General features: G+C 61.6%; 20 protein-coding genes. 15 read left to right on the forward strand and 5 right to left on the reverse strand.

What is annotated here, in order from left to right; genetic code table 11:
- Positions 1-17: 17 nt before the first annotated feature.
- Positions 18-1,613, reverse strand: a complete 1,596-nt coding sequence (ggt, locus tag E9677_RS23885; protein ID WP_136560566.1) for a gamma-glutamyltransferase — start codon at positions 1,611-1,613, stop codon at positions 18-20.
- Between the two features lie 307 nt (positions 1,614-1,920).
- Between ggt and E9677_RS23890 the strand changes: the two genes are divergently transcribed.
- Positions 1,921-3,423, forward strand: coding sequence for a dihydrolipoyl dehydrogenase family protein (locus E9677_RS23890; protein ID WP_136560567.1), 1,503 nt, complete (start codon positions 1,921-1,923; stop codon positions 3,421-3,423).
- The gene (locus tag E9677_RS23895) at positions 3,420-4,037 is read left to right on the forward strand and encodes a CDP-alcohol phosphatidyltransferase family protein (RefSeq protein ID WP_136560568.1); all 618 of its coding nucleotides are present in this window, start codon (positions 3,420-3,422) and stop codon (positions 4,035-4,037) included. The genes E9677_RS23890 and E9677_RS23895 overlap by 4 nt, the downstream gene beginning before the upstream one ends.
- A gap of 17 nt (positions 4,038-4,054) precedes the next feature.
- Here E9677_RS23895 and E9677_RS23900 read toward each other — a convergent pair whose 3' ends face one another.
- Positions 4,055-4,663 carry an RNA polymerase sigma factor gene (locus tag E9677_RS23900; protein ID WP_168801328.1) on the reverse strand — a complete coding sequence of 203 codons (609 nt, stop codon included), beginning with the start codon at positions 4,661-4,663 and terminating at the stop codon, positions 4,055-4,057.
- Between the two features lie 154 nt (positions 4,664-4,817).
- Between E9677_RS23900 and E9677_RS23905 the strand changes: the two genes are divergently transcribed.
- From E9677_RS23905 to E9677_RS23940, 8 genes are all read left to right on the forward strand, one after another.
- Positions 4,818-5,606, forward strand: coding sequence for a TVP38/TMEM64 family protein (locus tag E9677_RS23905; protein WP_136560570.1), 789 nt, complete (start codon positions 4,818-4,820; stop codon positions 5,604-5,606).
- A gap of 35 nt (positions 5,607-5,641) precedes the next feature.
- Entirely contained in the window at positions 5,642-5,887 is a 246-nt protein-coding gene (locus E9677_RS23910; RefSeq protein WP_136560571.1) for an anti-sigma factor family protein, read from the forward strand.
- Positions 5,888-5,974: 87 nt separating this feature from the next.
- Entirely contained in the window at positions 5,975-7,204 is a 1,230-nt protein-coding gene (locus E9677_RS23915) for an ABC transporter substrate-binding protein (RefSeq protein WP_136560572.1), read from the forward strand.
- Between the two features lie 72 nt (positions 7,205-7,276).
- Entirely contained in the window at positions 7,277-8,932 is a 1,656-nt protein-coding gene (locus E9677_RS23920; RefSeq protein WP_136560633.1) for an ABC transporter permease, read from the forward strand.
- 2 nt (positions 8,933-8,934) lie between these two features.
- Positions 8,935-9,597 carry an ATP-binding cassette domain-containing protein gene (locus E9677_RS23925; protein ID WP_168801341.1) on the forward strand — a complete coding sequence of 221 codons (663 nt, stop codon included), beginning with the start codon at positions 8,935-8,937 and terminating at the stop codon, positions 9,595-9,597.
- Complete coding sequence (locus tag E9677_RS23930) at positions 9,590-10,693, forward strand: FAD-dependent oxidoreductase (RefSeq protein WP_136560573.1); 1,104 nt, start codon at positions 9,590-9,592, stop codon at positions 10,691-10,693. The genes E9677_RS23925 and E9677_RS23930 overlap by 8 nt, the downstream gene beginning before the upstream one ends.
- Positions 10,694-10,849: 156 nt before the next feature.
- Positions 10,850-11,878, forward strand: a complete 1,029-nt coding sequence (locus E9677_RS23935; protein WP_168801329.1) for a four-carbon acid sugar kinase family protein — start codon at positions 10,850-10,852, stop codon at positions 11,876-11,878.
- A 2-nt stretch (positions 11,879-11,880) separates the two neighbouring features.
- Positions 11,881-12,606 (forward strand): FadR/GntR family transcriptional regulator, encoded by a 726-nt coding sequence (locus E9677_RS23940; protein ID WP_136560575.1) that lies wholly within the window; start codon positions 11,881-11,883, stop codon positions 12,604-12,606.
- An 83-nt stretch (positions 12,607-12,689) separates the two neighbouring features.
- Here E9677_RS23940 and E9677_RS23945 read toward each other — a convergent pair whose 3' ends face one another.
- Genes E9677_RS23945 through E9677_RS23955 form a run of 3 tightly spaced genes read right to left on the reverse strand, consistent with a single transcriptional unit; the run spans position 12,690 to position 15,956 of the window.
- The gene (locus E9677_RS23945; RefSeq protein WP_136560576.1) at positions 12,690-13,811 is read right to left on the reverse strand and encodes an iron-containing alcohol dehydrogenase; all 1,122 of its coding nucleotides are present in this window, start codon (positions 13,809-13,811) and stop codon (positions 12,690-12,692) included.
- On the reverse strand, positions 13,808-14,764 hold the full coding sequence (pdxA, locus tag E9677_RS23950; protein WP_136560577.1) for a 4-hydroxythreonine-4-phosphate dehydrogenase PdxA: 957 nt from the start codon (positions 14,762-14,764) through the stop codon (positions 13,808-13,810). Before pdxA ends, E9677_RS23945 begins: the two co-directional genes overlap by 4 nt.
- Position 14,765: 1 nt before the next feature.
- The gene (locus tag E9677_RS23955) at positions 14,766-15,956 is read right to left on the reverse strand and encodes a sialidase family protein (protein WP_136560578.1); all 1,191 of its coding nucleotides are present in this window, start codon (positions 15,954-15,956) and stop codon (positions 14,766-14,768) included.
- 232 nt (positions 15,957-16,188) lie between these two features.
- On the opposite strand from E9677_RS23955, the gene E9677_RS23960 reads away from it, so the two are divergent.
- The 5 genes from E9677_RS23960 to E9677_RS23980 all read left to right on the forward strand — a co-directional run bounded on the left by E9677_RS23960 (position 16,189) and on the right by E9677_RS23980 (position 22,122).
- Positions 16,189-17,064, forward strand: a complete 876-nt coding sequence (locus E9677_RS23960; RefSeq protein ID WP_136560579.1) for a DMT family transporter — start codon at positions 16,189-16,191, stop codon at positions 17,062-17,064.
- 23 nt (positions 17,065-17,087) lie between these two features.
- The gene (locus E9677_RS23965; RefSeq protein ID WP_168801330.1) at positions 17,088-18,587 is read left to right on the forward strand and encodes an ABC transporter substrate-binding protein; all 1,500 of its coding nucleotides are present in this window, start codon (positions 17,088-17,090) and stop codon (positions 18,585-18,587) included.
- A gap of 81 nt (positions 18,588-18,668) precedes the next feature.
- Positions 18,669-19,583, forward strand: coding sequence for an ABC transporter permease (locus E9677_RS23970; RefSeq protein WP_136560581.1), 915 nt, complete (start codon positions 18,669-18,671; stop codon positions 19,581-19,583).
- 9 nt (positions 19,584-19,592) lie between these two features.
- Positions 19,593-20,510: an ABC transporter permease gene (locus tag E9677_RS23975; protein WP_136560582.1), complete on the forward strand. Its 918-nt coding sequence runs from the start codon at positions 19,593-19,595 to the stop codon at positions 20,508-20,510.
- Entirely contained in the window at positions 20,503-22,122 is a 1,620-nt protein-coding gene (locus tag E9677_RS23980; protein WP_136560583.1) for an ABC transporter ATP-binding protein, read from the forward strand. The genes E9677_RS23975 and E9677_RS23980 overlap by 8 nt, the downstream gene beginning before the upstream one ends.
- The last annotated feature ends 7 nt before the right edge of the window (positions 22,123-22,129 follow it).

The following is a 22,129-nucleotide window of genomic DNA, read 5'->3' on the forward strand; positions in this document are numbered from 1 at the left end:
CGCACCTCGTTCAGAGCCTAGAAGCCCAGTGCAATGCCATCCTTGCGGGATTCAGAGGCGCCGGTGAGGGTACCGTTTTCCCAGTCGATGCGGATGACCTGCGCGCCGCCTATCGGATCGTCTGCCGGCACGATCTCGAAGCCACGGCGGGTGAGTTCGGCCACCGTCTCCGCCGGCATGGTGTGCTCGGCTTCCACTCGCGGGACCTTGCCGCCCACAGGGATGAGGCGTGGCAGGTCGATCGCGTCCTGCATGTCCATGTCGTAGTCGACGACCTTCGAGATCAGATGGGCGTGTCCCATGGCCTGGTAATATCCGCCCATGACGCCGAAGGACATTTCAGTTCGGCCGTCACGCGTGACCATACCCGGGATGATCGTGTGGAGCGGACGTTTTTCCGGCGCGATCATGTTCGGATGACCGCGCTCGAGTGAGAAGCTCTGGCCGCGATTGTGCAGGATGACTCCGGATTCCGGCGCCACGAGACCGGTCCCGAAGCTGTCGAAGATCGAATTGATGAAGCTCACGGCATTACGGTCTTCATCGACAATCGAGATGTAGACGGTGTCGCGATGAAGCGGCATCTCGAAATCCGGAAGCTCTGTTAGGGCGCGCGCCAGATCGATCCGGGCCGCCAAGTCGCGGGCGAAGTCTTCCGACAGCAGTTCGTCGATCGGCACGTGCGCCTTGGCGGGATCGGCAATCCAGGCGTCTCGTGCCGCATAGGCGAGGCGTGTCGCTTCGATCTCGAGATGCAGTCGATCGGGCGACTGCGGTGCCAGCTTGTTGTCGAAACAGGCGAGGATGTTGAGGATGAGAAGGGCAATGATACCCTGGCCATTCGGTGGGCATTCGTGGATCGTGTGTCCACGGAAGCTGGTTGTCACCGGCGTCACGTATTCGCCCTTGGCTACGGCGAAATCCTCCAGTGTGTGCAGGCCGCCATGGGCTTTCAGATGCGCGACCATGTCCGCTGCCACGGCGCCTTTGTAAAAGCCGTCGCGTCCCTCGACTGCGATCCGGCGCAAGGTCGCAGCCAGTTTTGGCTGGCGGTGGATCTCGCCGATCCGCGGTGCGCGTCCGTTGGGCAGGAAGATCTCTGCGGCAGCCTTGTCGGTTGCCAGGAATTCCTCCTCCTTTTGCCAGTCGCGATGGACGCGGGGTGTGATGGCGTAACCTTGCTCGGCATAGCGAATGGCGGGTGCTAGAACGTCGGCGAACGGAAGGCGGCCGTGATCGGCATGCAGACGTGTCCATGCGTCGATGGCGCCGGGAATGGTGACGGCGGAGGGTGACTGACGCGGCACTTCGGTCAAACCACGCTCTTCGAACCAATCGATCGTCAGAGCCTTTGGTGTGCGGCCGGAGCCGTTGTAGGCGATGACCTCAGCCTTGCCGCTCGGTGCATAGAGGGCGAAACAGTCACCGCCGATGCCTGTGGATCCGGGCTCGACCACGCATTGGACGGCACAGGCGGCGATGGCCGCGTCCATCGCGTTTCCGCCCGCCTGCAGAATGTTGATCGCCGTCAGTGTCGCGCAAGGGTGTGAAGTCGCAGCCATGGCCCTCGCCGAAACTGCCACCGAGCGCGTCGGCTTCTCAAAATTGCGCATTCGTCCGCCCCTCGTTTTTCGTTGCCCGGAGATCTGCTCCAGAATCGTTGTATGATGCCAGCCGAACTGCAAGGCGAAGATGCATCCGCTACCGACAGATTCGACAGCAGATAGTTTCTGCCCTTGGCGATCAAGATTTCAATTGCAATATTTCCGCGCGATCGACGTTGAGCTGGTGAATGGCCAGGAATCGTATGCGAGGAATGCCAGGCCTCGAGAAAAATGCGTCTTGGGCTGTAACAATTCGCGTCGCATTTCGTCCTGTCATTACAAATGCATTTCTGGGCGCAGGGGCAGCATGGAGCGGATGGATCAGAAAACGGGTGTTGCGGGTGCCGACTGGACACGACCCAAACGCTTCGATCGCAACCTCGTGGTCATTGGCGCAGGTTCGGCCGGACTGGTCTCGGCTTATATCGGGGCAGCGGCCAAGGCGAAGGTGACGCTGGTCGAGGCAAACAGGATGGGTGGCGATTGCCTCAACTTCGGCTGCGTTCCCTCGAAGGCTCTGATCAAGAGCGCCAAGGTGGCGCACCAGATGCGCCATGCGGACCACTATGGTCTAGAACCCGTCGAGCCGAAGGTGCCGTTCTCCGCCGTGATGGAGCGGATCCACAAGGTGATTGCGGAGATCGAGCCGCATGACAGTGTCAAGCGTTACACCGGGCTCGGCGTCGAGGTGCTGCAGGGATATGCTAAACTCATCGATCCTTGGACTGTCGAGATCACGCTCAACGACGGCGGGACGCAGCGGCTGACGGCACGCGCGATCATCATTGCGACCGGTGCGCAGCCTTTCGTACCCCCGATCCCAGGCCTTGCTGAAATCGCCTATCTCACCTCTGACAACATGTGGGAGCGGCTCCGCGATCGCCCCGCGGTGCCGCAGAGGCTCGTCGTCCTCGGGGGAGGGCCGATCGGCTGCGAGTTGGCGCAGAGTTTCGCGCGGCTCGGTTCAGAGGTCACACAGATCGAGATGGCACCGCGCCTGATGATGCGTGAGGACGAGGATGCGGCCGGAGTCGTCGAGGCTTCGATGAAGGCCGATGGAGTCAATGTCCTGACGAACCACAAGGCGGTCGCCTGCGGGGCGGATGCCGGCGAGAAGTGGATCGAGGTCGAGCATGGCGGCGAACGGTGCCGCATCGGCTTCGACGAGATCATCGTTGCGGTGGGACGCGCACCGCGACTGAAGGGCTTCGGGCTCGAAGAACTCGGCATCAAGGTGGACAGGGTCGTCGAGACCAACGAATACCTCCAGACACTGCATCCCAACATCCTGGCAGCAGGCGATGTAGCAGGTCCCTATCAGTTCACCCATGTCGCCGGGCATCAGGCCTGGTTTGCGGCGATCAACGCGCTGTTCGGTGATCTCAAACGCTTCAAGGCCGATTACAGTGTCATCCCCTGGGCGACCTTCACCGATCCTGAAGTGGCGCGCGTCGGGCTGTCCGAAGCTGAGGCGAAGGAGAAGAATATCCCGCATGAGGTGACGCGCTTCGGCATCGACGATCTCGATCGCGCGATCGCCGATGGATCCGCCCGTGGCTTCGTCAAGGTGCTGACCGTACCCGGCAAGGACAAGATCCTGGGTGCCACGATCGTCGGGGAGCATGCCGGGGACCTGCTCGCCGAATTCGTCTTCGCCATGAAGCATGGCCACGGTCTCGGCAAAATCCTCGGCACGGTCCATATTTATCCGACGCTGGCTGAAGCCAACAAGATGGTCGCCGGCCAGTGGCGCCGCAATCACATCAACGGCTTCCTCCTGTCGCTGCTCGAGCGCTTCCAGACCTGGAGGCGCGGATGATCGACGCGAAGATCCTGCCCCTGCAGCGAGCCGTGCTTCAGCCGGTGGCCGATTATGTGGCCCGTTGTGGCCTGAAGGCCGATCAGATCAGTCTTTTCGGTTTCCTGGCGGGACTGGGTGCATTCATCGCGCTCTGCTTCGGCAACTGGCTTCTGGCCCTGGCGCTGATCCTCGCCAACCGGGTTCTCGACGGACTTGATGGCGCCGTTGCCCGCATCCAGGGGCCGACCGATCGTGGGGCCTATCTCGATATCGCGCTCGACATGGTCTTCTACGCGCTGATCCCGCTCGGTTTTGCCGTGCAGGCTCCCGAAATCCATGCGCTCCCGGCTGCGGTGCTGATCGTCTCTTTTGTCGGTACTGGCTCGTCCTTTCTCGCCTTTTCAGCGGTCGCCTCGAAGCTTGGCCGCAAGGCACCCGAGTTTCCGACCAAGGGGATTTATTATGCGGGTGGCCTAGCCGAAGGCTTCGAGACGATAGCGGTCTTTATCGCCATGTGCCTTTTGCCCGGAAGCTTTGCCATCATCGCCTATGGCTTTGCTGCCCTTTGTGCGCTGACTACCCTCATTCGCTGGCGCCAAGGCTGGGTCGCCTTTTCGGGAGATGGCCGATGAGCCTTGTTCTGCCGGATTCAGCTGGCCGCGTTGAGCCGATCGAGCGCGTTGCGCACCGTCACCCGGGCGCGGTGCAGGAGGACGCGCATGTTGCCCTCGGATATTCCGAGAAGGGCGCAGACCTCGGTAGGGTCGAGCTCCTGCTGGCCGCGCAGGATCAGAACCGCGCGTTGCGAAGCCGGGAGCGCTTCGATCGCTGCTTCGACATGTTGCAGGATGCTCCGACCCTCGACGTGGCGCTCCGGCGTCAGTTCTTCCCACAGTTCCGGCATGGTCTGCCATCTTCCGCGATGGTCGAAGGCCGCCGCGAAGGGGGTATCTCCCGATTGATCGTCGAAGGAAACGGTGCGTCCTTCCCTGCGGGCGCGGGTCCGGGCCTTGTTGATCAGGATCGCATAGATCCAGCTTGCCAGCGAACTGCGCCCCTCGAAAAGATCGATGCGTCCGAGTACGGCGACCCAAGTGTCCTGAACGATCTCCTCGGCAATATCCCGTGTGAGGACGATGCCGGTGCAGAAGCGGATCATGGCAGCGTTGTGCCGCCGATAGAGCTGATCGAAGGCAACTGTGTCACCTTCCAGCAGGCGCAGCACCAAGGTGCGCTCCTCTCCCTCGATTTGCCCCACATCACCTCCCGCCTTCACGCCGGGGCCATTAGCAAAACAATCATCTTCCATGTCCAGCCGCATTCGGACCCATCAAGCCATAGTGACCATAGGTGTTCTGTCGCTCGCGGCCGCGGGATCTTACAGGGCGCGCGAACAGCTTCTGGAGATATCCATGGATGACGGGCTCTTGCCACCCGAAGACAGATCCGAAACAGGGCAGGCGCCCTCTCTTCCTGTCGAAAACAAGGTTTCCGTCTGGCGTTATCTGCCGGTCGCCTTGGTCGTTGCGGGCCTAGCGCTCGGATATGCCCTCGGCCTGCAGGACTATCTCAGCCTCGGTTTCCTGGCAGAACAACGCCAGACGCTGAGGGCCTCTGTGGACGCGAGTTTTGGCTGGTCCGCGCTGCTTTTCCTGATCGTCTATATCCTGGCGGTCGCATTCTCGTTTCCCGCAGCTTCGGTGCTGACCATCTTCGGCGGTTTCCTGTTCGGCTGGATGGTTGGCGGAGCGCTGGTCGCGGTCGGCGCCACCATCGGCGCGTCGATCCTGTTTCTCGCCACCCGGTCAGCGTTTGGCGGTTTCCTGCGGGATCGGGTGGATGGCGTGGTCCGCAAACTCGCAGACGGCTTTCGTGAAAATGCCTTCGGCTATCTCTTTGTCATCCGCCTCGCGCCGGTCTTCCCTTTCTTCGTCGTCAACATTGCGGCGGCGCTCTTCGATATCAGCCTCAGCCGCTTCTTCGCTGCGACTTTCCTGGGCATCCTGCCGGGCACCTTCGCCTATGCCTATCTTGGCCAGGGTGTCGACAGCGTATTGGTCGCCGCCCAGGCGAGCGGGCGGGAAGCGCAGATCTCCGATCTCGTCACGCGGGATATTACGCTTGCCTTTGCCGCATTGGCGCTGGTGGCGCTGATGCCGACGATTATCCGACAATTCCGTAAGCGAGGTGCGTCTCGATGAGAAAGCAGTTCACCATGTCCTGGGAGCAATGATTCATGTTTCGATGCAGCGAAGTGGCCGAGCGCGCGAGCCGGATGATCGATGGCGAGCTCGACTTCTGGCAACGTGCCAACATGAAGCTCCACCTTGCCTTATGCCGCGGCTGCCGAGCCTTCATGGCGCAGATGCGAAAGACAAAGGAGCTTACCGAACTCGTCGGTGCCGCCGGTGATCCGGTGCCGAGCGAGGATATCCAGGCTGCGCTTGCGAGACGACAAAGGCGCTCCGGCAAGCAAATTTGAGATCTGTAGGGTTTCGGGAACGTATTTTGAATTGATCGATCATGCCGGAAGGCCTGATGCGATTTCAAACTGGGAGAATGGCAAACCATGGGACTGATGAAACGACTTCTTGCTGCGGGTGTGATTGCCGCTGCCAGCGGCCTGCAGGCCATGGCGGCCGGGCCGGATCTTGCCGATTGGACCAATGTCGAAAAGGCCGCTTCCGGCCAGACAGTCTACTTCAATGCCTGGGGGGGCTCAGAAAACATCAATGCCTATCTCGAATGGGTGGGGACCGAAATGCGGGCGCGCTACGGTGTCACCGTCGTCCAGGTGAAACTCGATGATACCGCGAGCGCCGTGGCCAAGGTCATTGCCGAAAAGGCGGCGGGGAAGGACGAAGGCGGCTCGGTGGACCTCATCTGGATCAATGGCGAAAACTTCGTCTCGATGAAGAAACAGGGCCTGCTCCTTACCCCGGGCTGGGCGGGATCGCTCCCCAACTGGCGCTATGTCGATGTCGAGAACCAGCCCACCATCCTGACTGATTTCACTGAACCGACGGAGGGCCTGGAAAGTCCGTGGGGCGGCGCGAAGATGGTATTCTTCCATGACAGTGCTCGGACCGAAGCCTCGGCCTTGCCTGACAATGCCAATCAACTGCTCGACTGGGCAAAGAAGAATCCTGGTCGTTTCTCGTATCCGGCTCCGCCCGATTTCATCGGCTCCTCTTTCCTGAAGCAGGTGCTGAGCGAAGTGATCGAAGACCCGGCCAAATTGGCAGAGCCCGTCACAGAGGAGAGCTTCGAGCGCGACGTCGAGCCGCTTTTCGCCTATCTCGACCAGCTGCATCCGGTTGCCTGGCGCTCGGGGAAGACCTTCCCGCAGAACTATCCCGACATGAAGCAGAAGCTGGCGGACGGCGAACTGGACATCATCTTCGCCTTCAATCCGTCTGAAGCGTCTGCGGGGATCAAGGCGGGCGAGCTCCCCGATACGGTGCGCTCCTTCACCTTCTCAGGCGGCACGCTCGGCAACACGCATTTCGTTGCCATTCCCTACAATGCCAATGCGAAGGAAGGGGCGCTGCTGATGGCTAACTTCCTGATTTCACCGGAGGCGCAGCTTCGCAAGCAGGATCCGACCTACTGGGGCGATCCGACCGTGCTCGCCATGCCGAAACTGCCAGAGCCCGATCGCGCCGCCTTCGCAGCCCTCGACCTTGGTGTGGCGACCCTTGCGCCGGACAAACTCGGCCCGGTGATTGCCGAGCCGCATGCGAGCTGGATGGAGCGTATCGAGGTCGAGTGGCGACGTCGTTACGCCAGCGGCAACTGATCCGTGGCAGCCCGCTTGGCCGAGCACTCGCTCGTCGACCGGTTGACCGCGCTCCTTCCCCGGAGTGCGGTCATGGTGACGCTCGGCCTTTTGCTGTTGCCGATCACCTTCGGCCTTCTGGGGACGCTCTTGCCGGCCTTCGGCTACCTGCCGGCTCTCGGTGGGCTTGATCTGAGCCTCGAACACTTTCGCGACCTCCTCGCGACACCCGGCCTTCTGACGGCGTCGATCTTGAGTGCGGTGACTGGCCTTGGGGCCACTGCCCTGTCTCTTGGTATCACGTTGGTCTTCGTCGCGGGCTATGCGGGCACGCCAACGCTTTCAAGACTACAACACCTACTGTCGCCTCTGCTCGCGGTGCCGCATGCCGCAGCCGCCTTCGGTTTCGCTTTCCTGATCGCCCCATCGGGATACTTCATCCGCCTCGTTGCGCCCGTCTTCGGTATCGACCGTCCGCCGGATATCCTTATTCCTCATGACCCTTTGGGGCTGACGATGATGGCGGGCCTGGTGATCAAGGAGACCCCGTTCCTTTTTCTCGTCACGCTCGCGGCACTGCCACAGGTCGATCTCCCGGCCGCCCGCAGGCTCGCGGCCTCCTTCGGCTATGGCCGGATCGCCGGTTTTGTCTATCTGCTCTGGCCAGCGCTCTACCGGCAGATTCGCTTCGCTGTTTATGCCGTCATCGCCTATTCGTCCTCGGTGGTGGATGTCGCCTTGATCCTCGGTCCGAACCTTCCCGGCACGCTTGCCACACGGCTGGTTCAATGGATGAACGACCCAGATCTTTCCGCGCGTTTTCTCGCCTCCGCCGGAGCCGTGCTGCAACTGGCCGTCACGCTCGGGGTCCTGCTCGCATGGTTCGGCCTTGAGCGGCTGGGTTCCATCGTGCTTGGTCTCTCGAGGGAGAGGGGGCGGCGCTTTGTCCGTGACCAGCTCCCGCGCCTGATGTCGGTGCTGGTGGTCGTCTTGATCGGGTGTGTCGTCTTCGCCGGCCTTGGCATTCTGGCCATGTGGTCGCTTGCCGGTCTATGGCAGTTTCCAGACCTTCTGCCGCAAAGTTTGACGTTGCGCAGCTGGATGAATGCCTTGCCGCGCATCGCCGATCCCCTGGTGACGACACTGGTGACGGGGCTCGCCTCCACGCTGCTCGCCATTCTCCTGACCATTGGCTGTCTCGAGCGGGAGCTCCAAACGGGCCAAAGCGGAGGCGACAAGGCGTTGCTGTTGTTATATTTTCCTCTGATTGTTCCTCAGGTCGCCTTCGTATTCGGCTTGCAGTTGCTCTTCATCGGTAGCGGTAGTGAATACCGGCTCGCCGCGCTTGTTCTGGTCCATCTCGTCTTTGTCCTGCCTTATGTATTCCTGTCGCTTGCCGATCCGTGGCGGGCGCTCGATCGTCGCTACGAGATCATCGCAACAGGGCTCGGCCGGTCCCGGTTCTCGGTGCTTCTTTCCATCCGCCTGCCCATGCTGGTCCGCCCGATCCTCACGGCCGCAGCTGTTGGATTTGCCGTGTCTGTCGGGCAATATCTGCCGACGCTCCTGATCGGTGAAGGGCGTCTGTCGACCATCACCACGGAGGCCGTTGCGCTCGCTTCCGGAAACAACCGCCGCGTCATCGGAGTTTATGCGTTGTTGCAGACCATTCTGCCGTTCCTGGCCTTCGCGCTTGCGATCCTTGTGCCTGCCGTACTTCACCGCAATCGCCGGGAGATGAGGGTGTGATGATGCTTCAGCGTCACTCTTCCACCGGCCTGACCCTCACCAATGTCGCGATCCGACTTGGGCAAACTCGACTGATCGACCTGACCGCGGAGGTCGATCCGGGCGCTGTGCTGACCGTCATGGGGGCATCCGGATCCGGCAAATCGACCTTGCTCTCCTACATCGGCGGATTCCTGGATCCGGCTTTCGAGGCCGCCGGCCTTGTGTCGGTAGACGGTACGAACCTGCTTTGCCTCGCGCCGGAAGCACGGCGAGCCGGTATCCTGTTTCAGGACCCACTTCTGTTCCCGCATATGTCGGTCGGCGCCAATGTCGCCTTCGCGATCCCTGCGGAGATTTCCGATCGACGTCAGCGGCGGAAAATCTCCGCGGATATCCTCGGCGAGATGGATCTCGGAGGCTTCGAGGAGCGGGATCCAGCGACACTTTCCGGTGGACAGAAAGCGCGGGTGGCACTTGCCCGTGTCCTGGTCTCCCGGCCGCGGCTGCTTCTGCTGGACGAACCCTTCTCAAAGCTCGACATGGACTTGCGCTCCCAGATGAGGACCTTGGTCTTCGAGCGTGCGCGGGGCGCCGGGTTGCCTGTCATCCTGGTCACACATGACGAGGCCGATGCTGAGGCCGCCGGCGGGACGGTGCATCGCATCGGTGCGGCGAATGGGTAAGAGTGGCAAGACAGTTGGGCCCGTGGTCCTTCTCGGGGGCGGGCACGCGCATGTGGAAGTGGTGCGTCGGCTGGGGCAACTCGGTCTCGGCGCACAGATCACACTCGTTTCGCCGTCACGCTACGCCCCCTATTCCGGTATGCTGCCGGGCCATGTTGCAGGCGAGTACAGTTTCGCTGACTTCCACATCGATCTCGCTCAGCTTTGCGCGCGCTACGGTTTGACCTTCCTCGAGACATCGGCGACCGGCATCGCTCCGGAGCGCCGGGAGGTGTCGCTCGAAAGCGGCGAAGACCTCACCTATGGCCTGCTGTCGATCGACATCGGCTCCACCCCCTCGCTTCCGGAGGGGATCTCTGCGGGCATTTCCGTCAAGCCGATCGCGAGCTTCACCGATCGTCTGGCGCGTCTCGATGATCTCGCTGCGGAAGTCGGCCCAATTCACCTTGCCATCGTCGGACAGGGTGTCGCTGGCGTCGAAATCGCCTTTGCGCTCAGGCGTCGCTTCGTGGGGCGGGACATCCGGATCACACTCCTCGGTCGGGCGGCGGGGCCAGTGCCTGGCCACAGTCGATTGGCAAGGGGGCTCGTGGAACAGACTCTGCAGAAGGAAAGTATAGCTCACTGTCCCGATTTCGATGTGGTCGCTCTCAGGAACGGGGAACTGATAGCCCGCAATGGGCAGCTAATGCCTGTCGACGAGGTGGTTTGGACCACGTCGAGCGGCGCCCCCGCGTGGCTACGCCAAACCGGACTTGCCCTCGATGCAGGCGGGTTCATACGCGTGGACGAAATGCTGCGATCGGTCTCTCACCCGGATATCCTTGCCGCCGGTGACGTCGCATCGCTTCAGGACCCACGCCCCAAGGCCGGCGTCTTTGCAGTCCGCCAGGGACCAGTTCTGGCGGAGAACATTCATCGGTGCCTGATGGGCAAACCGCTGAAGACCTATCGCCCACAGCGATTCTGGCTGGTGCTGATCTCGCTGGCGAACGAGAGAGCGATAGCCGACAAGTGGGGACTGGCGATATCCGGGAGCTGGGTGGCCCGGTGGAAGCGCCGAACCGACTGCCGGTTCATGCAGCGCTATCGCTGAGGCTGCCGGCATTCGCCGTCAATGCGCCGATCACCGGCGTAAAAGGCATGTCCCGGAAGCTGTCAGTCGATTTGTTATTTTGATCGGCACATGCTACTGGAAATGCGGAAGGATTCTTCTGACAAAAGATAACAACAGCGGAAGTGGATGAGGCAGTTGCTGGCCATCATTGCCGACGATCTGACCGGTGCCCTGGATACAGGAGCTCCTTTCGCGGCGCGGGGTCTTCATGTGGAAGTCGCGTTGGGTTTCGAGGCTGTGCCCCATGCCCTTGCGCTCAATCCGGATGTCTTGTCTGTCAACCTCGCCTCGCGGGAGTGCCGCGCCGATGAGGCGCGAGCCCGGATGCGTCAGGTGTATGCGCAATTGCCCTCGGGGACGCGCCTGTTCAAGAAGGTGGATTCTCGGCTCAAAGGCCATGTCGCGGCCGAACTGGACGCGATTCCCTTTGCACGGGCGCTGGTGGCCCCGGCCATCCCTGCCTTTGGTCGTATCGTTCGCGACGGGCATGTCGAGGGTTTCGGCGTTGACAAGCCGATATCGATTGTCGAGCGGCTCGAACATCATGCCGACCGGTGCCGCATCGGAGATGCCTCGCTGGATTCCGAGATGCATGACGCGCTGACGCTGGCTGAAGCCGAGCGGATGGATCTGCTGGTTGGCGCACGGGGTCTGGCCGAAGCGCTTGCCATCCAGATGACCGGCTGCGCCGAGGCCCGGCTCGTCGAACCTCCGACAGGCCCCGGTCTTTTCGCCATCGGCTCGTATGACCGTATCACGCTGGAGCAGATCGAGAGATTGCGTCTCCTTGAGGGCATTTCCTATCTGGCGGCTCCAAACGGGCTGTTGCAGGAGCAATGCCCGACAACTGCGCCGCTCGTCCTGATCCAGGCGACAGCCGGAGAGACGTCTCTGTCCGGTGAACAGGTCGGGCGCAATTTGGCAGCGTCCATTCATCCGCGGCTGACGGGAAGTGCCAGAACCCTGCTTCTCAGCGGTGGCGCAACAGCGGAGACGGTTCTCGCAGCGATGGGTATCCACAGTTTCCGACTGCAGGGGGAGTGCCTGCCCGGACTGGGGCTCGCCTATGCCGGCGGGCAATGTATCATCGCCAAATCCGGAGGATTCGGAGGGCCTGACACCCTCGCGACACTGGCCGGAAAACTGCACGAGGGCAGGGGCTGACAATGGGACTGCAGAGCGGGACAGCGCGCAAGAGCCTTGCGGATCTGGTTTTCGAGCGCATGCATCGGGCGATCAAATCGGGCTCTTACCAGCCAGATGAGCGACTGCCGACCGAACATGATCTTGCAATCGAGTTCGAGGTGTCTCGTCCGATCATTCGCGAGGCGTTGCGGCGTCTGCGCGAACAGGGCTTCATCTACTCGCGGCGCGGTGCTGGCAGTTTCGTGCGGTCTGTCGGCATGAAACAGCCGCTCGGTTTCGGGCAGCTCGAAAACGTCGCTGATCTGCTGAATTGCTACGAGTTTCGGCTGACGCTCGAGCCGGCTGCGGCTGAGGCGGCCGCCATGCGTCACACCCCAGTTGCTCTCGCTTCGATCCGTGAGGCGCTCGAACTGATGCGCGACGCGACCAACCGTCAGGCGCACCGCGAGGATGCGGATTTCCAGTTCCATCTCGCCATCGCACGCGCCGCCAACAACACCTATTTTTCGACGGCCATGGAGGCTCTCAAGGATCACATTGCCGTCGGCATGCGCTTTCATGGTGTTTCGGTCAAACGGGACACGGCCGGTCTGTCGCGCGTGTTTGCCGAGCATGAGGCAATTGCGACGGCGATCGCGGCAGGTGAAGGTGCGCGGGCGAAAGACCTCATGCACGCCCATCTCACCGGTTCACGAGCCCGTCTCTTCCAGACGAGCGCCTCGCTTGCGGCGCTGCCGGATGGCTGAGTTGGCACCAGCGGAGTGCGAGATCTCAAAACAATGAAAGGGGCCGGCGGCCCCTTTGTGATTTCAGTCGGAATGGAGAGGCTTCAATAGGCTGCGCGGTAGATCGCCAGCACGTCCCCGACTGCCATCTCGGCCGGATTGTTGTCCATCAGGCGACGATTGGCATGGGCTTCCGCCGCATACGCTGCCAGGGCATCTTCCTTCGCGCCGTGACGGGAGAGCTGCATCTCAATGTCGAGATCGGTGCAGAAGCGGCAGGCGTCTTCGAGCAGTGCGTCGGACGAGCCTGCGCTGAAGCCGAGTGCTTCGGCGACTTCCGCCGTCTTGTCTTGAACCACAGGCTGGTTGAAGGCGAGCACATGCGGGAAGACGATGGCGTTGGCGAGACCATGAGGCAGCCCGAGACGTGTGCCGAGCGGATAGGCGATGGCGTGGCCGGCGGCCGTGTTGACCGGGCCAAGGCAGATCCCACCGTAGTAAGATGCGAGCATCATGCCTTCGCGGGCCTCGGTGTCGGAGCCATCCTTGACCGCGCGGGCAAGATATTTGCCGACGAGACGAAAGCCCATGCGGGCAAAGCCGTCGATCATCGGATGTGCCCGCTTGTTGGTGAAGGCCTCGACGCAGTGCGCCATGGCATCGACTCCTGTGGCCGCTGTGACGGCCGGTGGCACGGTGAAGGTCAGTTGTGGATCGAGGACCGCGATGTCGGCGATCATGTGCGGGCTCTCGACAGCGATCTTGGCGCCCTTCACCGGATCGGTGATCAGCGAGCGGATGCCGGCTTCGGATCCCGTGCCGGCCGTCGTTGCGACCTGGATGAGCTGGGTGTTCCGGCCCGCGACCTTGTTGGGGCCAGCAACGTCGGCAAGCGTCTGTTCGCTATCCCAGAGCGCGGCGACGAGCTTGGCCACGTCGAGGACTGATCCGCCGCCGAGGCCGACTACGACTTGGGGCTTGACCCGCCGTGCGACGACAAGTGCAGCTTCGAGCGTTGCGACATCGGGTTCGCCCGGAATGGCATCGAAGACCTCGATCTTTCCCGGCAGCTTCAGGCGATCGACAAAGCCTGCGGTGATCGGTGTCGCGATGACGAGGGTGGAGGAGGTGTCGCCGACAAGGGCACCGACCTCAGCGATCATTCCTGCGCCGACGATGAGACGACGCGGCTGGTGGAGCGTGATGGATGCAGTCATCGATGTCATCCTTGCGTGACCCGGCCGGCGACAAGCTTGCGGGCATAGGCGATGGCGGAATTCATGTTGCCGTGATTGGCGATGCCCTTGCCGGCGATGTCGAATGCGGTGCCGTGGTCTACCGACGTGCGGTCGATCGGCAGTTCAACAGACACGTTGACCGCCGTATCAAAGGCAACAAGCTTGATCGGGATGTGGCCCTGGTCGTGATATTGCGCGACAACGAGGTCGAAGGCGCCGGAATAGGCGCGGTAGAAGACGGTATCGGCAGAAATCGGTCCCTGCACATCGATGCCTTCGACGCGGGCGGCTGCAACTGCGGGGGCGATCTGGTCGTCGTCCTCGGTGCCAAAGAGGCCGTTTTCACCGCAATGCGGATTGACGCCAGCAACCGCGATGCGCGGCTTGTCGTAGCCGATGCGCTTGAGATGGTCGTTGCCGGCCTTGATGGTTGCCAGCACGCGTTCGGTCGTCGCCCGGCGGATCGCTTCCTGCAGCGAGACGTGGGTCGAGACGTGAATGACCTTCAGGCGTTCCGAAGCGAGCAACATGTAGGCCGCCTTGGACCCGGTCAGACTGCGTAGCATGCCGGTATGGCCGTCATAGTGATGGCCGGCCAGGTTCAGCGCTTCCTTGTTGATCGGCGCCGTCACGATACAGCCAATTGTCCCGGCCTCGGCATCGCGGACTGCCTTTTCGATGAACCGAAAGGCGGCATCGCCTGCGACCGGGCTGAGCTTGCCCCAGGGAAGCGGGGCGCCCTCGACCTCGATGTCGATGACATAAGGTGCGAGATCCAGATCGACTTCAAGCGCCGTGCGAGCCGCTTCGAGTGTCGCCAGGTTGCCGTAGATTCGGGTGGCCGCGCGATCCTCGGCCGACATTTCGGCCAGAGCCCGAACAGAAATCTCGGGCCCGACGCCGCAGGGATCGCCCATGGTGATGCCGATAATGCCGCTCATCTCATTCTCCATTTTCGGGGCGGTCCCAGCCGGGGGCGAGCCGGACATATTTGATCGCGCGTCGGTGATAGGTGTAGGCGATGTGCAGGGACCCGTCCGGTCCTGACAGAAGCCATGGATAGGACATTTCCTTGTTTCGTCCATCGGTCGAATCGTTCGACAGACAGGTTCCGGGTCCATCTTCGACCAGGATCCGTTGCGGGAACGTCGCGCCGCCGTCGTTTGAGATGCTGACAGAGACAGGTGCGCGCGGCACTCCCCAGATGGGGGCGCAGCCCCCGGTCGGGTCCGCCTCCGGCCTGTCGTCCAGTTCTCCGAGTTCATCATAGAGAGAGGTTCGACGGTCCGGGGAGGCCGCGGCATTGACGGGATTGCAGATGATCGCAATGCGGCCGTCGTTGAGCGTGATCGCTGCGATAGAGGAGTTGTTGTTCGGCAGGTCGGTCGGTGTCGGAATGCTCCAGGTCAGGCCTTGATCAGTGCTCTCAGTGCGGTAGACGAAGTCTGCCTGACGGCGGCGGAAGAAGGAGGCCATATGGCTTCCGCCAAGGGCTGTGGGAGACATGTGCACGCAGCCGATCGACTGGGAAAGCTCCTCAAGCGCCCAGGTCGCACCTGCGTCCTTGCTGATGCCGACGGCCGCGGTGTCATGGCTGCCATTCCACTTCTGGCCGGGGCGTGGGATGCAGCGGAAGATGGGGAGAAGCCAGGCGCCGTCTGCGCGTATCATGACCGGCGCGCGCACGAAGCTGCCGCGGGGCAGGTCGAGATAGCGGCCTTCCGCAGCGGTCAGCCGCGTCGGGTCTGCGGCATCCGTCGCGATCTCCGCCATCCTGATCCGGCATTCGTCCTGGTTGCCCGAAGGCTGCGACGTGTGAAGCAATAGCAGGCGACCGTCGGGCGCCTGGAACAGAACCGGGTTCTGCTCGGAATGTTCAGGGTCGGAGCTCAGCCGCTGAGGCGGCCCCCAGGCCGATGCGCCCTCAGGCAGCACTGAGGCGTATATCGAAATGTCCGACTTGCCTTCGAGTGATCCGCCAAACCACGCGCAGATCAGGCTTCCGTCCGCCTGCCTGTGCAGGAAGGATGCGTGGTTCTGCACCATCGGAGACGGAAGATAGGCCTCGATCCGGCCCGTGGCGGTCGCGGTGAGTGCGCCGGTCATGCGCCGGGCGATGTCATCAGGTGTCATTGAGCACTCCTCTCGCCCTTCGAATTCTGCTTTTTCTGCAAAGTTGTCAAGTTTGTTTATGTTGATAAATTGTTATGCGCGTGAAAACTAATGATCTAACTATCTGAAAATAAAAGTTATAATTTCCAGTCTGTCTCTGTAGAAATTTTACATTGGAAAATGATTTGACAAAGATGAGTGGAAGTTGGATGGTTTGAACATGCCGACGTGGAGGTCGGTCCGGGAGGGTGTGATGCAGGTAGAAGAGAGGCGCGAGCGGGTTTCCGCAGCAGTGCTCTTCGCAATCGGGGCGGCGGTTCTGGCTGCGTCCGATGCCGTGATCGTGCGTGCCCTCAATGGCGCGGTACATCCCTTCGTCATCGCCTTCTTCCGTGCCCTTTTCGGTATCGTGGTGGTCCTGCCTTTCCTGGTCCTCCGGCCGCAGATGCTCAAATCGACGCACACGGTCAGCCAGCATGCGGTGCGGGCCGTATTCAAGCTTTTCGCCATGGTGGCCTTCTTTGCTGCCTTCAGCATGGGGCCGCTGGCGGATGTAACAGCCATCGCCTTCATGTCTCCAATTTTTGTCGTTCTCGGTGCGGCCCTGTTGCTGGGCGAGAGGCCAGGTCTGGCTATGTTCGCTGCGGCGCTGGTCGGGTTTTCCGGTGCGATGATCATCGTCGGGCCGTCTCCATCAGGTTTCACCCTGGCAATCGGACTGGCCCTTGTCGGCGCGCTTTTGCAGGCCGGTATCCAGCTGATCCTGAAATCGATGTCGCGCGGTGACTCCACGTCGACCCTCGTCGTGTGGAATCTGCTGTTGACCGTGCCGATTTCGCTCGTGATGGCCGTGCCCTTCTTTGCCATGCCTGGCAATCGGGAACTCGCGTTGCTTGCCCTGCAGGGCGTTGTGGGTACCACCTGCATGGGTCTGATGACCCATGCCATGTCGCTTGCGCCGGCCAGCATTGTCGCGCCGGTCGATTTTCTGCGGCTGCCGCTCGTGGCTATCGGCGGTCTCGCCCTGTTCAACGAATCCGTCGCGCTGACCACCGTGGTCGGTGCGATCCTGATCTGTCTCGCTGCGCTCATGGCTGCGCGCTTCAGAGGCGTGAAAGCTTCAAATTGAATTCATCTGGGAGGAGAATGGAAATGAGAAAGACTGCATTGCTTTGCGCCCTCGTCATGGGCACAGCCCTTTCGCCGGCCTATGCCGGCTCCGGTCCAATCAAGGTCGTGTTGCCTGAAGAGGCCGATCTGCTGGAGCCTTGCATGGCAACACGCTCCAATATCGGTCGTATCATCATGGAGAATGTCAGCGAAACGCTGACGGAGCTCGATGTCCGCGGCGGTACCGGTGTTCAGCCGCGTCTCGCCGAGAAGTGGGAGCAGAATGCCGACGGCAGCTGGCGCTTTCATCTGCGCCAGGGTGTCAAGTTCTCCGACGGCACCGGCTTCGATGCAAAAGACGTCAAACATAGCTTCGACCGCATCATGAGCGACAAGAACGCCTGCGAATCCCGTCGCTATTTCGGCGGCATGACCGTTACCCCGACCGTCGTCGATGATTACACCGTCGACTTCAAGGCCGATCCGGTTCAGCCGATCCTGCCGCTGCTTCTGTCGCTCGTCACCATGGTGCCCGAGGAGACGCCTCTTGAGTTCGTCCGAGAGCCTGTTGGAACCGGTCCCTACAAACTCACCAACTGGACGCCGGGCCAGCAGATCGTCCTGACGAGCCGTGACGATTACTGGGGCGCAAAGCCCGAGGTGACCGAAGCCACCTATCTGTTCCGCGCCGATCCTGCGGTCCGCGCGGCCATGGTGCAGGCGGGGGAAGCAGATCTGTCGCCATCGATCTCGCAGGTCGAAGCCACCAATCCGGCGACCGATTTCTCCTATCTCGACAGTGAGACCGTCTATCTGCGAGTTGACCACAATATCGAGCCATTGAACGACGTTCGCGTCCGCCGTGCACTCAATCTGGCCGTTGATCGCGAAGCCTTCCTCGGCACGCTGCTGCCCGACAGTGCGCTGCTCGCAACCGCCATCGTGCCGCCGCCGACGCTCGGCTGGAATCCGGACGTGAAGGTGCCGGCTTATGATCCCGAAGCGGCGAAGAAGCTGATCGAGGAGGCGAAGGCAGACGGCGTGAAGGTCGATACACCGATCACCATCATCGCCCGTTCGGCAAACTTCCCGAATGTCACCGAAATCATGGAAGCGATCCAGCAACAGCTGCAGGAAGTCGGCTTCAACATCGATCTGAAGTTCGTCGAAGTGGCCGAGCACGAGCAGTATTATTCGAAGCCCTTTGCGGAAGGCCGTGGTCCTCAGATCGTCGCTGCCATGCACGACAATTCAAAGGGTGATCCCTCCTTCTCGATGTTCTTCAAATATGCGACCGAGGGCACCCAGTCGGGCTTCTCCGACCCGAAGGTGGACGACCTGATCACGCGCGCTTCTGCTGCCGTCGGCGAGGAACGTGCCAAGCTCTGGTCGGAAGTGATCGCCTATCTGCATGACGAAGTGGTCGCAGATGTGCTTCTCTTCCACATGGTCGGCTTCTCGCGTGTCTCCGAGCGTCTGGACTTCAAGCCGACGATGGCGACGAATTCCATGCTCCAACTCTCCGAGATCAAGATCAAGTAATCGTCGGGCGGCACGCGCCGTCTTATCAAGGCAAGTCATGCGGCGGGATGATCCCGCCGCACCGTTTTCTTCGAGGACGCCATGCTGAGCTTCATCCGAAAACGCGCCGTGGCCAGTTTGATCTCGCTGATCGGACTTGTGGTCATGGTCTTCTTCCTTTCTCGCCTGACGGGCGATCCGGCAGCCCTGTTCCTGCCGGTCGAGGCCTCCGAGGAGATGAAGAACCAGTTCCGGGAACTGCATGGCCTCAACGATCCCCTGCTGGTGCAGTTCGGCCGCTATGTCGGCGATGTCGTCACGGGGGATCTCGGCGAATCCCTGCGCAAGGCGCGTCCGGCGCTCGACGTCGTCCTCGAAGCCTTCGTCTGGACGCTCTGGCTTGCGGTCATCACCATGAGCCTCGTCACGGCTGCTGCCATCGTCGTCGGCTCGCTTGCCGCCTTCCGGGCCGGTGGCTTCTTCGACCGCTTTTCCTCGATCGTTTCCCTCGTCGGGGCATCTGTGCCCGACTTCTGGCTGGCGATCGTGGCCATCGTCGTCTTCGCCGTGAACTTCGCCTGGCTGCCGACATCGGGCACGGGCACGTTCTGGCACTGGATCCTGCCGATATCAGTGCTTTTCGTTCGCCCCTTCGGGATCATCGTGCAGGTGGTGCGCGGGTCGATGATCTCGGCGCTCTCATCGGCCTATGTTAAGACGGCCCGCGCCAAGGGTGTGAAGTCCACCCCGATCATCTTCATCCATGCGCTGCGCAACGCGATGCTGCCGGTGATCACCGTCATCGGCGACCAGGCAGCCAGCCTGTTGAACGGTGCCGTCATCATCGAGACCATCTTCGGCTTTCCGGGCGTCGGCAAACTGATGATCGATTCCATCCTGCAGCGCGACTTCAACGTCGTGCTGGCGGCGATCCTCGTCACGGCGCTCGCCATCTTCCTCATGAACCTGCTGATCGATCTTGCCTATGCGCTTCTCGATCCCCGCATCCGGAATTGAGGAGAAGGCATGTCCATTGAAGCCACCACCATCATTGACGAACCGCCCTTCCTCAAGCGGATGTTCCGCATGCTGCTCGCCGACAAGTTCGCGCTTTGCGCCGCGATCTTTCTGCTCATCATCCTTCTGATGGCCATCTTCGGCCCAAGCTGGCTCGGTGATCTCGCCACGAAGCAGAACCTGCGCGGCCGCAATGCAGCACCCTTCGATTTCGAGAGAGCCTGGGTCTGGTGGATGGGCGCGGATGCGCTCGGACGACCGCTGCTTGCCCGCATCATCGTCGCCACGCAAAATACCGTCATGGTCGCCGCCGGTGCTGTGCTGATCTCCTCGGTCATCGGCACGGTCCTTGGTCTGATCGCCGGCTTTTCCTCGCCACGTGTGAACCAGGTCATCATGCGGCTGGCGGATGTGATCATGTCCTTTCCATCGCTGCTAATCGCCGTCATCGTGCTCTACATCCTTGGAGCCTCGATCCTGAACCTGATGATGGTGCTCGCGATTACCCGCATCCCGGTGTATCTGCGCACGACATGCGCCGAGGTGCTCGAAATTCGCGAGCGAATGTTCGTTCAGGCGGCCCGCGTCATGGGCGCGTCGAACAAGCGCATCCTGTTCCGGCATATTCTGCCCGTGGTGCTTCCAACGTTGACCACGCTCGCGACCCTCGATTTCGCCTATGTGATGCTTGCCGAAAGTGCCTTGTCCTTCCTCGGCATCGGCATCCAGCCGCCTGAAATCACCTGGGGCCTGATGATCAGCCAGGGGCGGCAATACCTTACCAATGCCTGGTGGCTGTCCTTCTGGCCGGGGCTCGCGATTATCCTGACGACGATGTCGCTGAACCTTCTGTCCAACTGGCTGCGGATTGCGCTCGATCCCGTGCAGCGCTGGCGTCTGGAAATGAAAGGGGCCACGAATGGCTGACCATCTGCTCGAAGTACACAACCTCTCGGTCGAGTTCCACACGGCTGTCGGCGTGGTGAAGGCCGTGCGCGACATGTCCTATCATCTCGACCGCGGTGAGACGCTGGCGATCCTCGGCGAAAGCGGGTCGGGCAAGTCGGTGTCGTCTTCGGCGATCATGAACCTGATCGACATGCCGCCTGGTCGAATCTCCTCGGGCGAAATCCTGCTCGACGGTGTCGACCTGTTGACTATGCCACTGTCGCAGCGACGCGAAATCAACGGTCGCAAGATTGCGATGATTTTCCAGGATCCTCTCAGCCACCTCAATCCGGTCTATACCGTCGGCTGGCAGATCCGCGAGGCGCTCACCACGCACGGCACGGACAGCACGAAAGCCCAGGCCGAGGCCCTTCGCCTTCTGGGGCGCGTCGGCATTCCCGACCCCGAACATGCGCTCGATAAATATCCGCACGAGTTTTCCGGTGGTCAGCGACAGCGCGTTATGATTGCCATGGCGCTGGCACTCCGTCCCGATCTCCTGATCGCAGATGAACCGACGACCGCGCTCGATGTCACGGTGCAGGCCGAGGTGCTGGCGCTTCTCAAGGAGTTGCAGCGCGAGACCGGCATGGCCGTCCTCATCATCACGCATGATCTCGGCGTTGTGGCCGAGATTGCTGACCGGGTCGTGGTGATGGAGAAGGGTGTCCTCGTCGAGGCCGGCACGGTGCGCGAGGTCTACAAGAATCCGCAGCATCCCTATACGAAGAAGCTGATCGCGGCAGCGCCGGGCAAAGGCGAAATGCATCAGCCACTGAAGGGTGCCAAACCCGTATTGAGCGTCCGGGATGTGCGCAAGAACTACGGCGCCTTCGCGGCCTTGAAAGGCGTATCTTTCGATCTGCTGGCCGGTGAGACGCTGGCCGTCGTCGGCGAAAGCGGTTCGGGAAAATCGACACTCGCCCGTATTCTGCTCAGGCTCGATGAGCCGGATTCCGGGTCGGCGCTGTGGAAGGGCAGGGACCTTTTCCAGCTCACGCCTGCCGAACTCTACAAGCTGCGTCGCGACCTGCAGATGGTCTTCCAGGATCCGACCCAGTCGCTCAATCCGCGCATGACCGTTTACCAGCTGATCTCGGAAGCCTGGGTCATCCATCCCGATATCCTGCCCAAAGCCAAGTGGCGGGAGCGGGTGGCCGAACTGTTGAGCCAGGTTGGCCTTGGGCCGGAGCATATGGGCCGTTACCCGCACCAGTTCTCGGGTGGCCAGCGCCAGCGCATCGCGATTGCCCGTGCTCTCGCGCTCGAACCGCAATTGATCATCTGTGACGAGGCCGTATCGGCGCTCGATGTCTCGGTCCAGGCCCAGGTCATCGCGCTTCTCGACGGGTTGAGAAAGCAGATGGGCATCGCCTTCATCTTCATCGCCCATGACCTGCCGGTCGTGCGAGACTTCGCCGACCATGTGATGGTGATGCAGAAGGGCGAGGTCGTGGAACTCGGAACGGTCAGAGAGATCTTCGAGACGCCCAAGCAAACCTACACCCAGGCGCTGCTCGCCGCCGGGCTCGATCCCGATCCCGACGTGCAGGCGCAGAACCGTGCCGCACGTCTCAGCCGTGCCTCCTAAGTCAGAA

The sequence above is a fragment of the Peteryoungia rhizophila genome, from assembly GCF_004912145.1.
Taxonomy (GTDB): domain Bacteria; phylum Pseudomonadota; class Alphaproteobacteria; order Rhizobiales; family Rhizobiaceae; genus Allorhizobium; species Allorhizobium rhizophilum.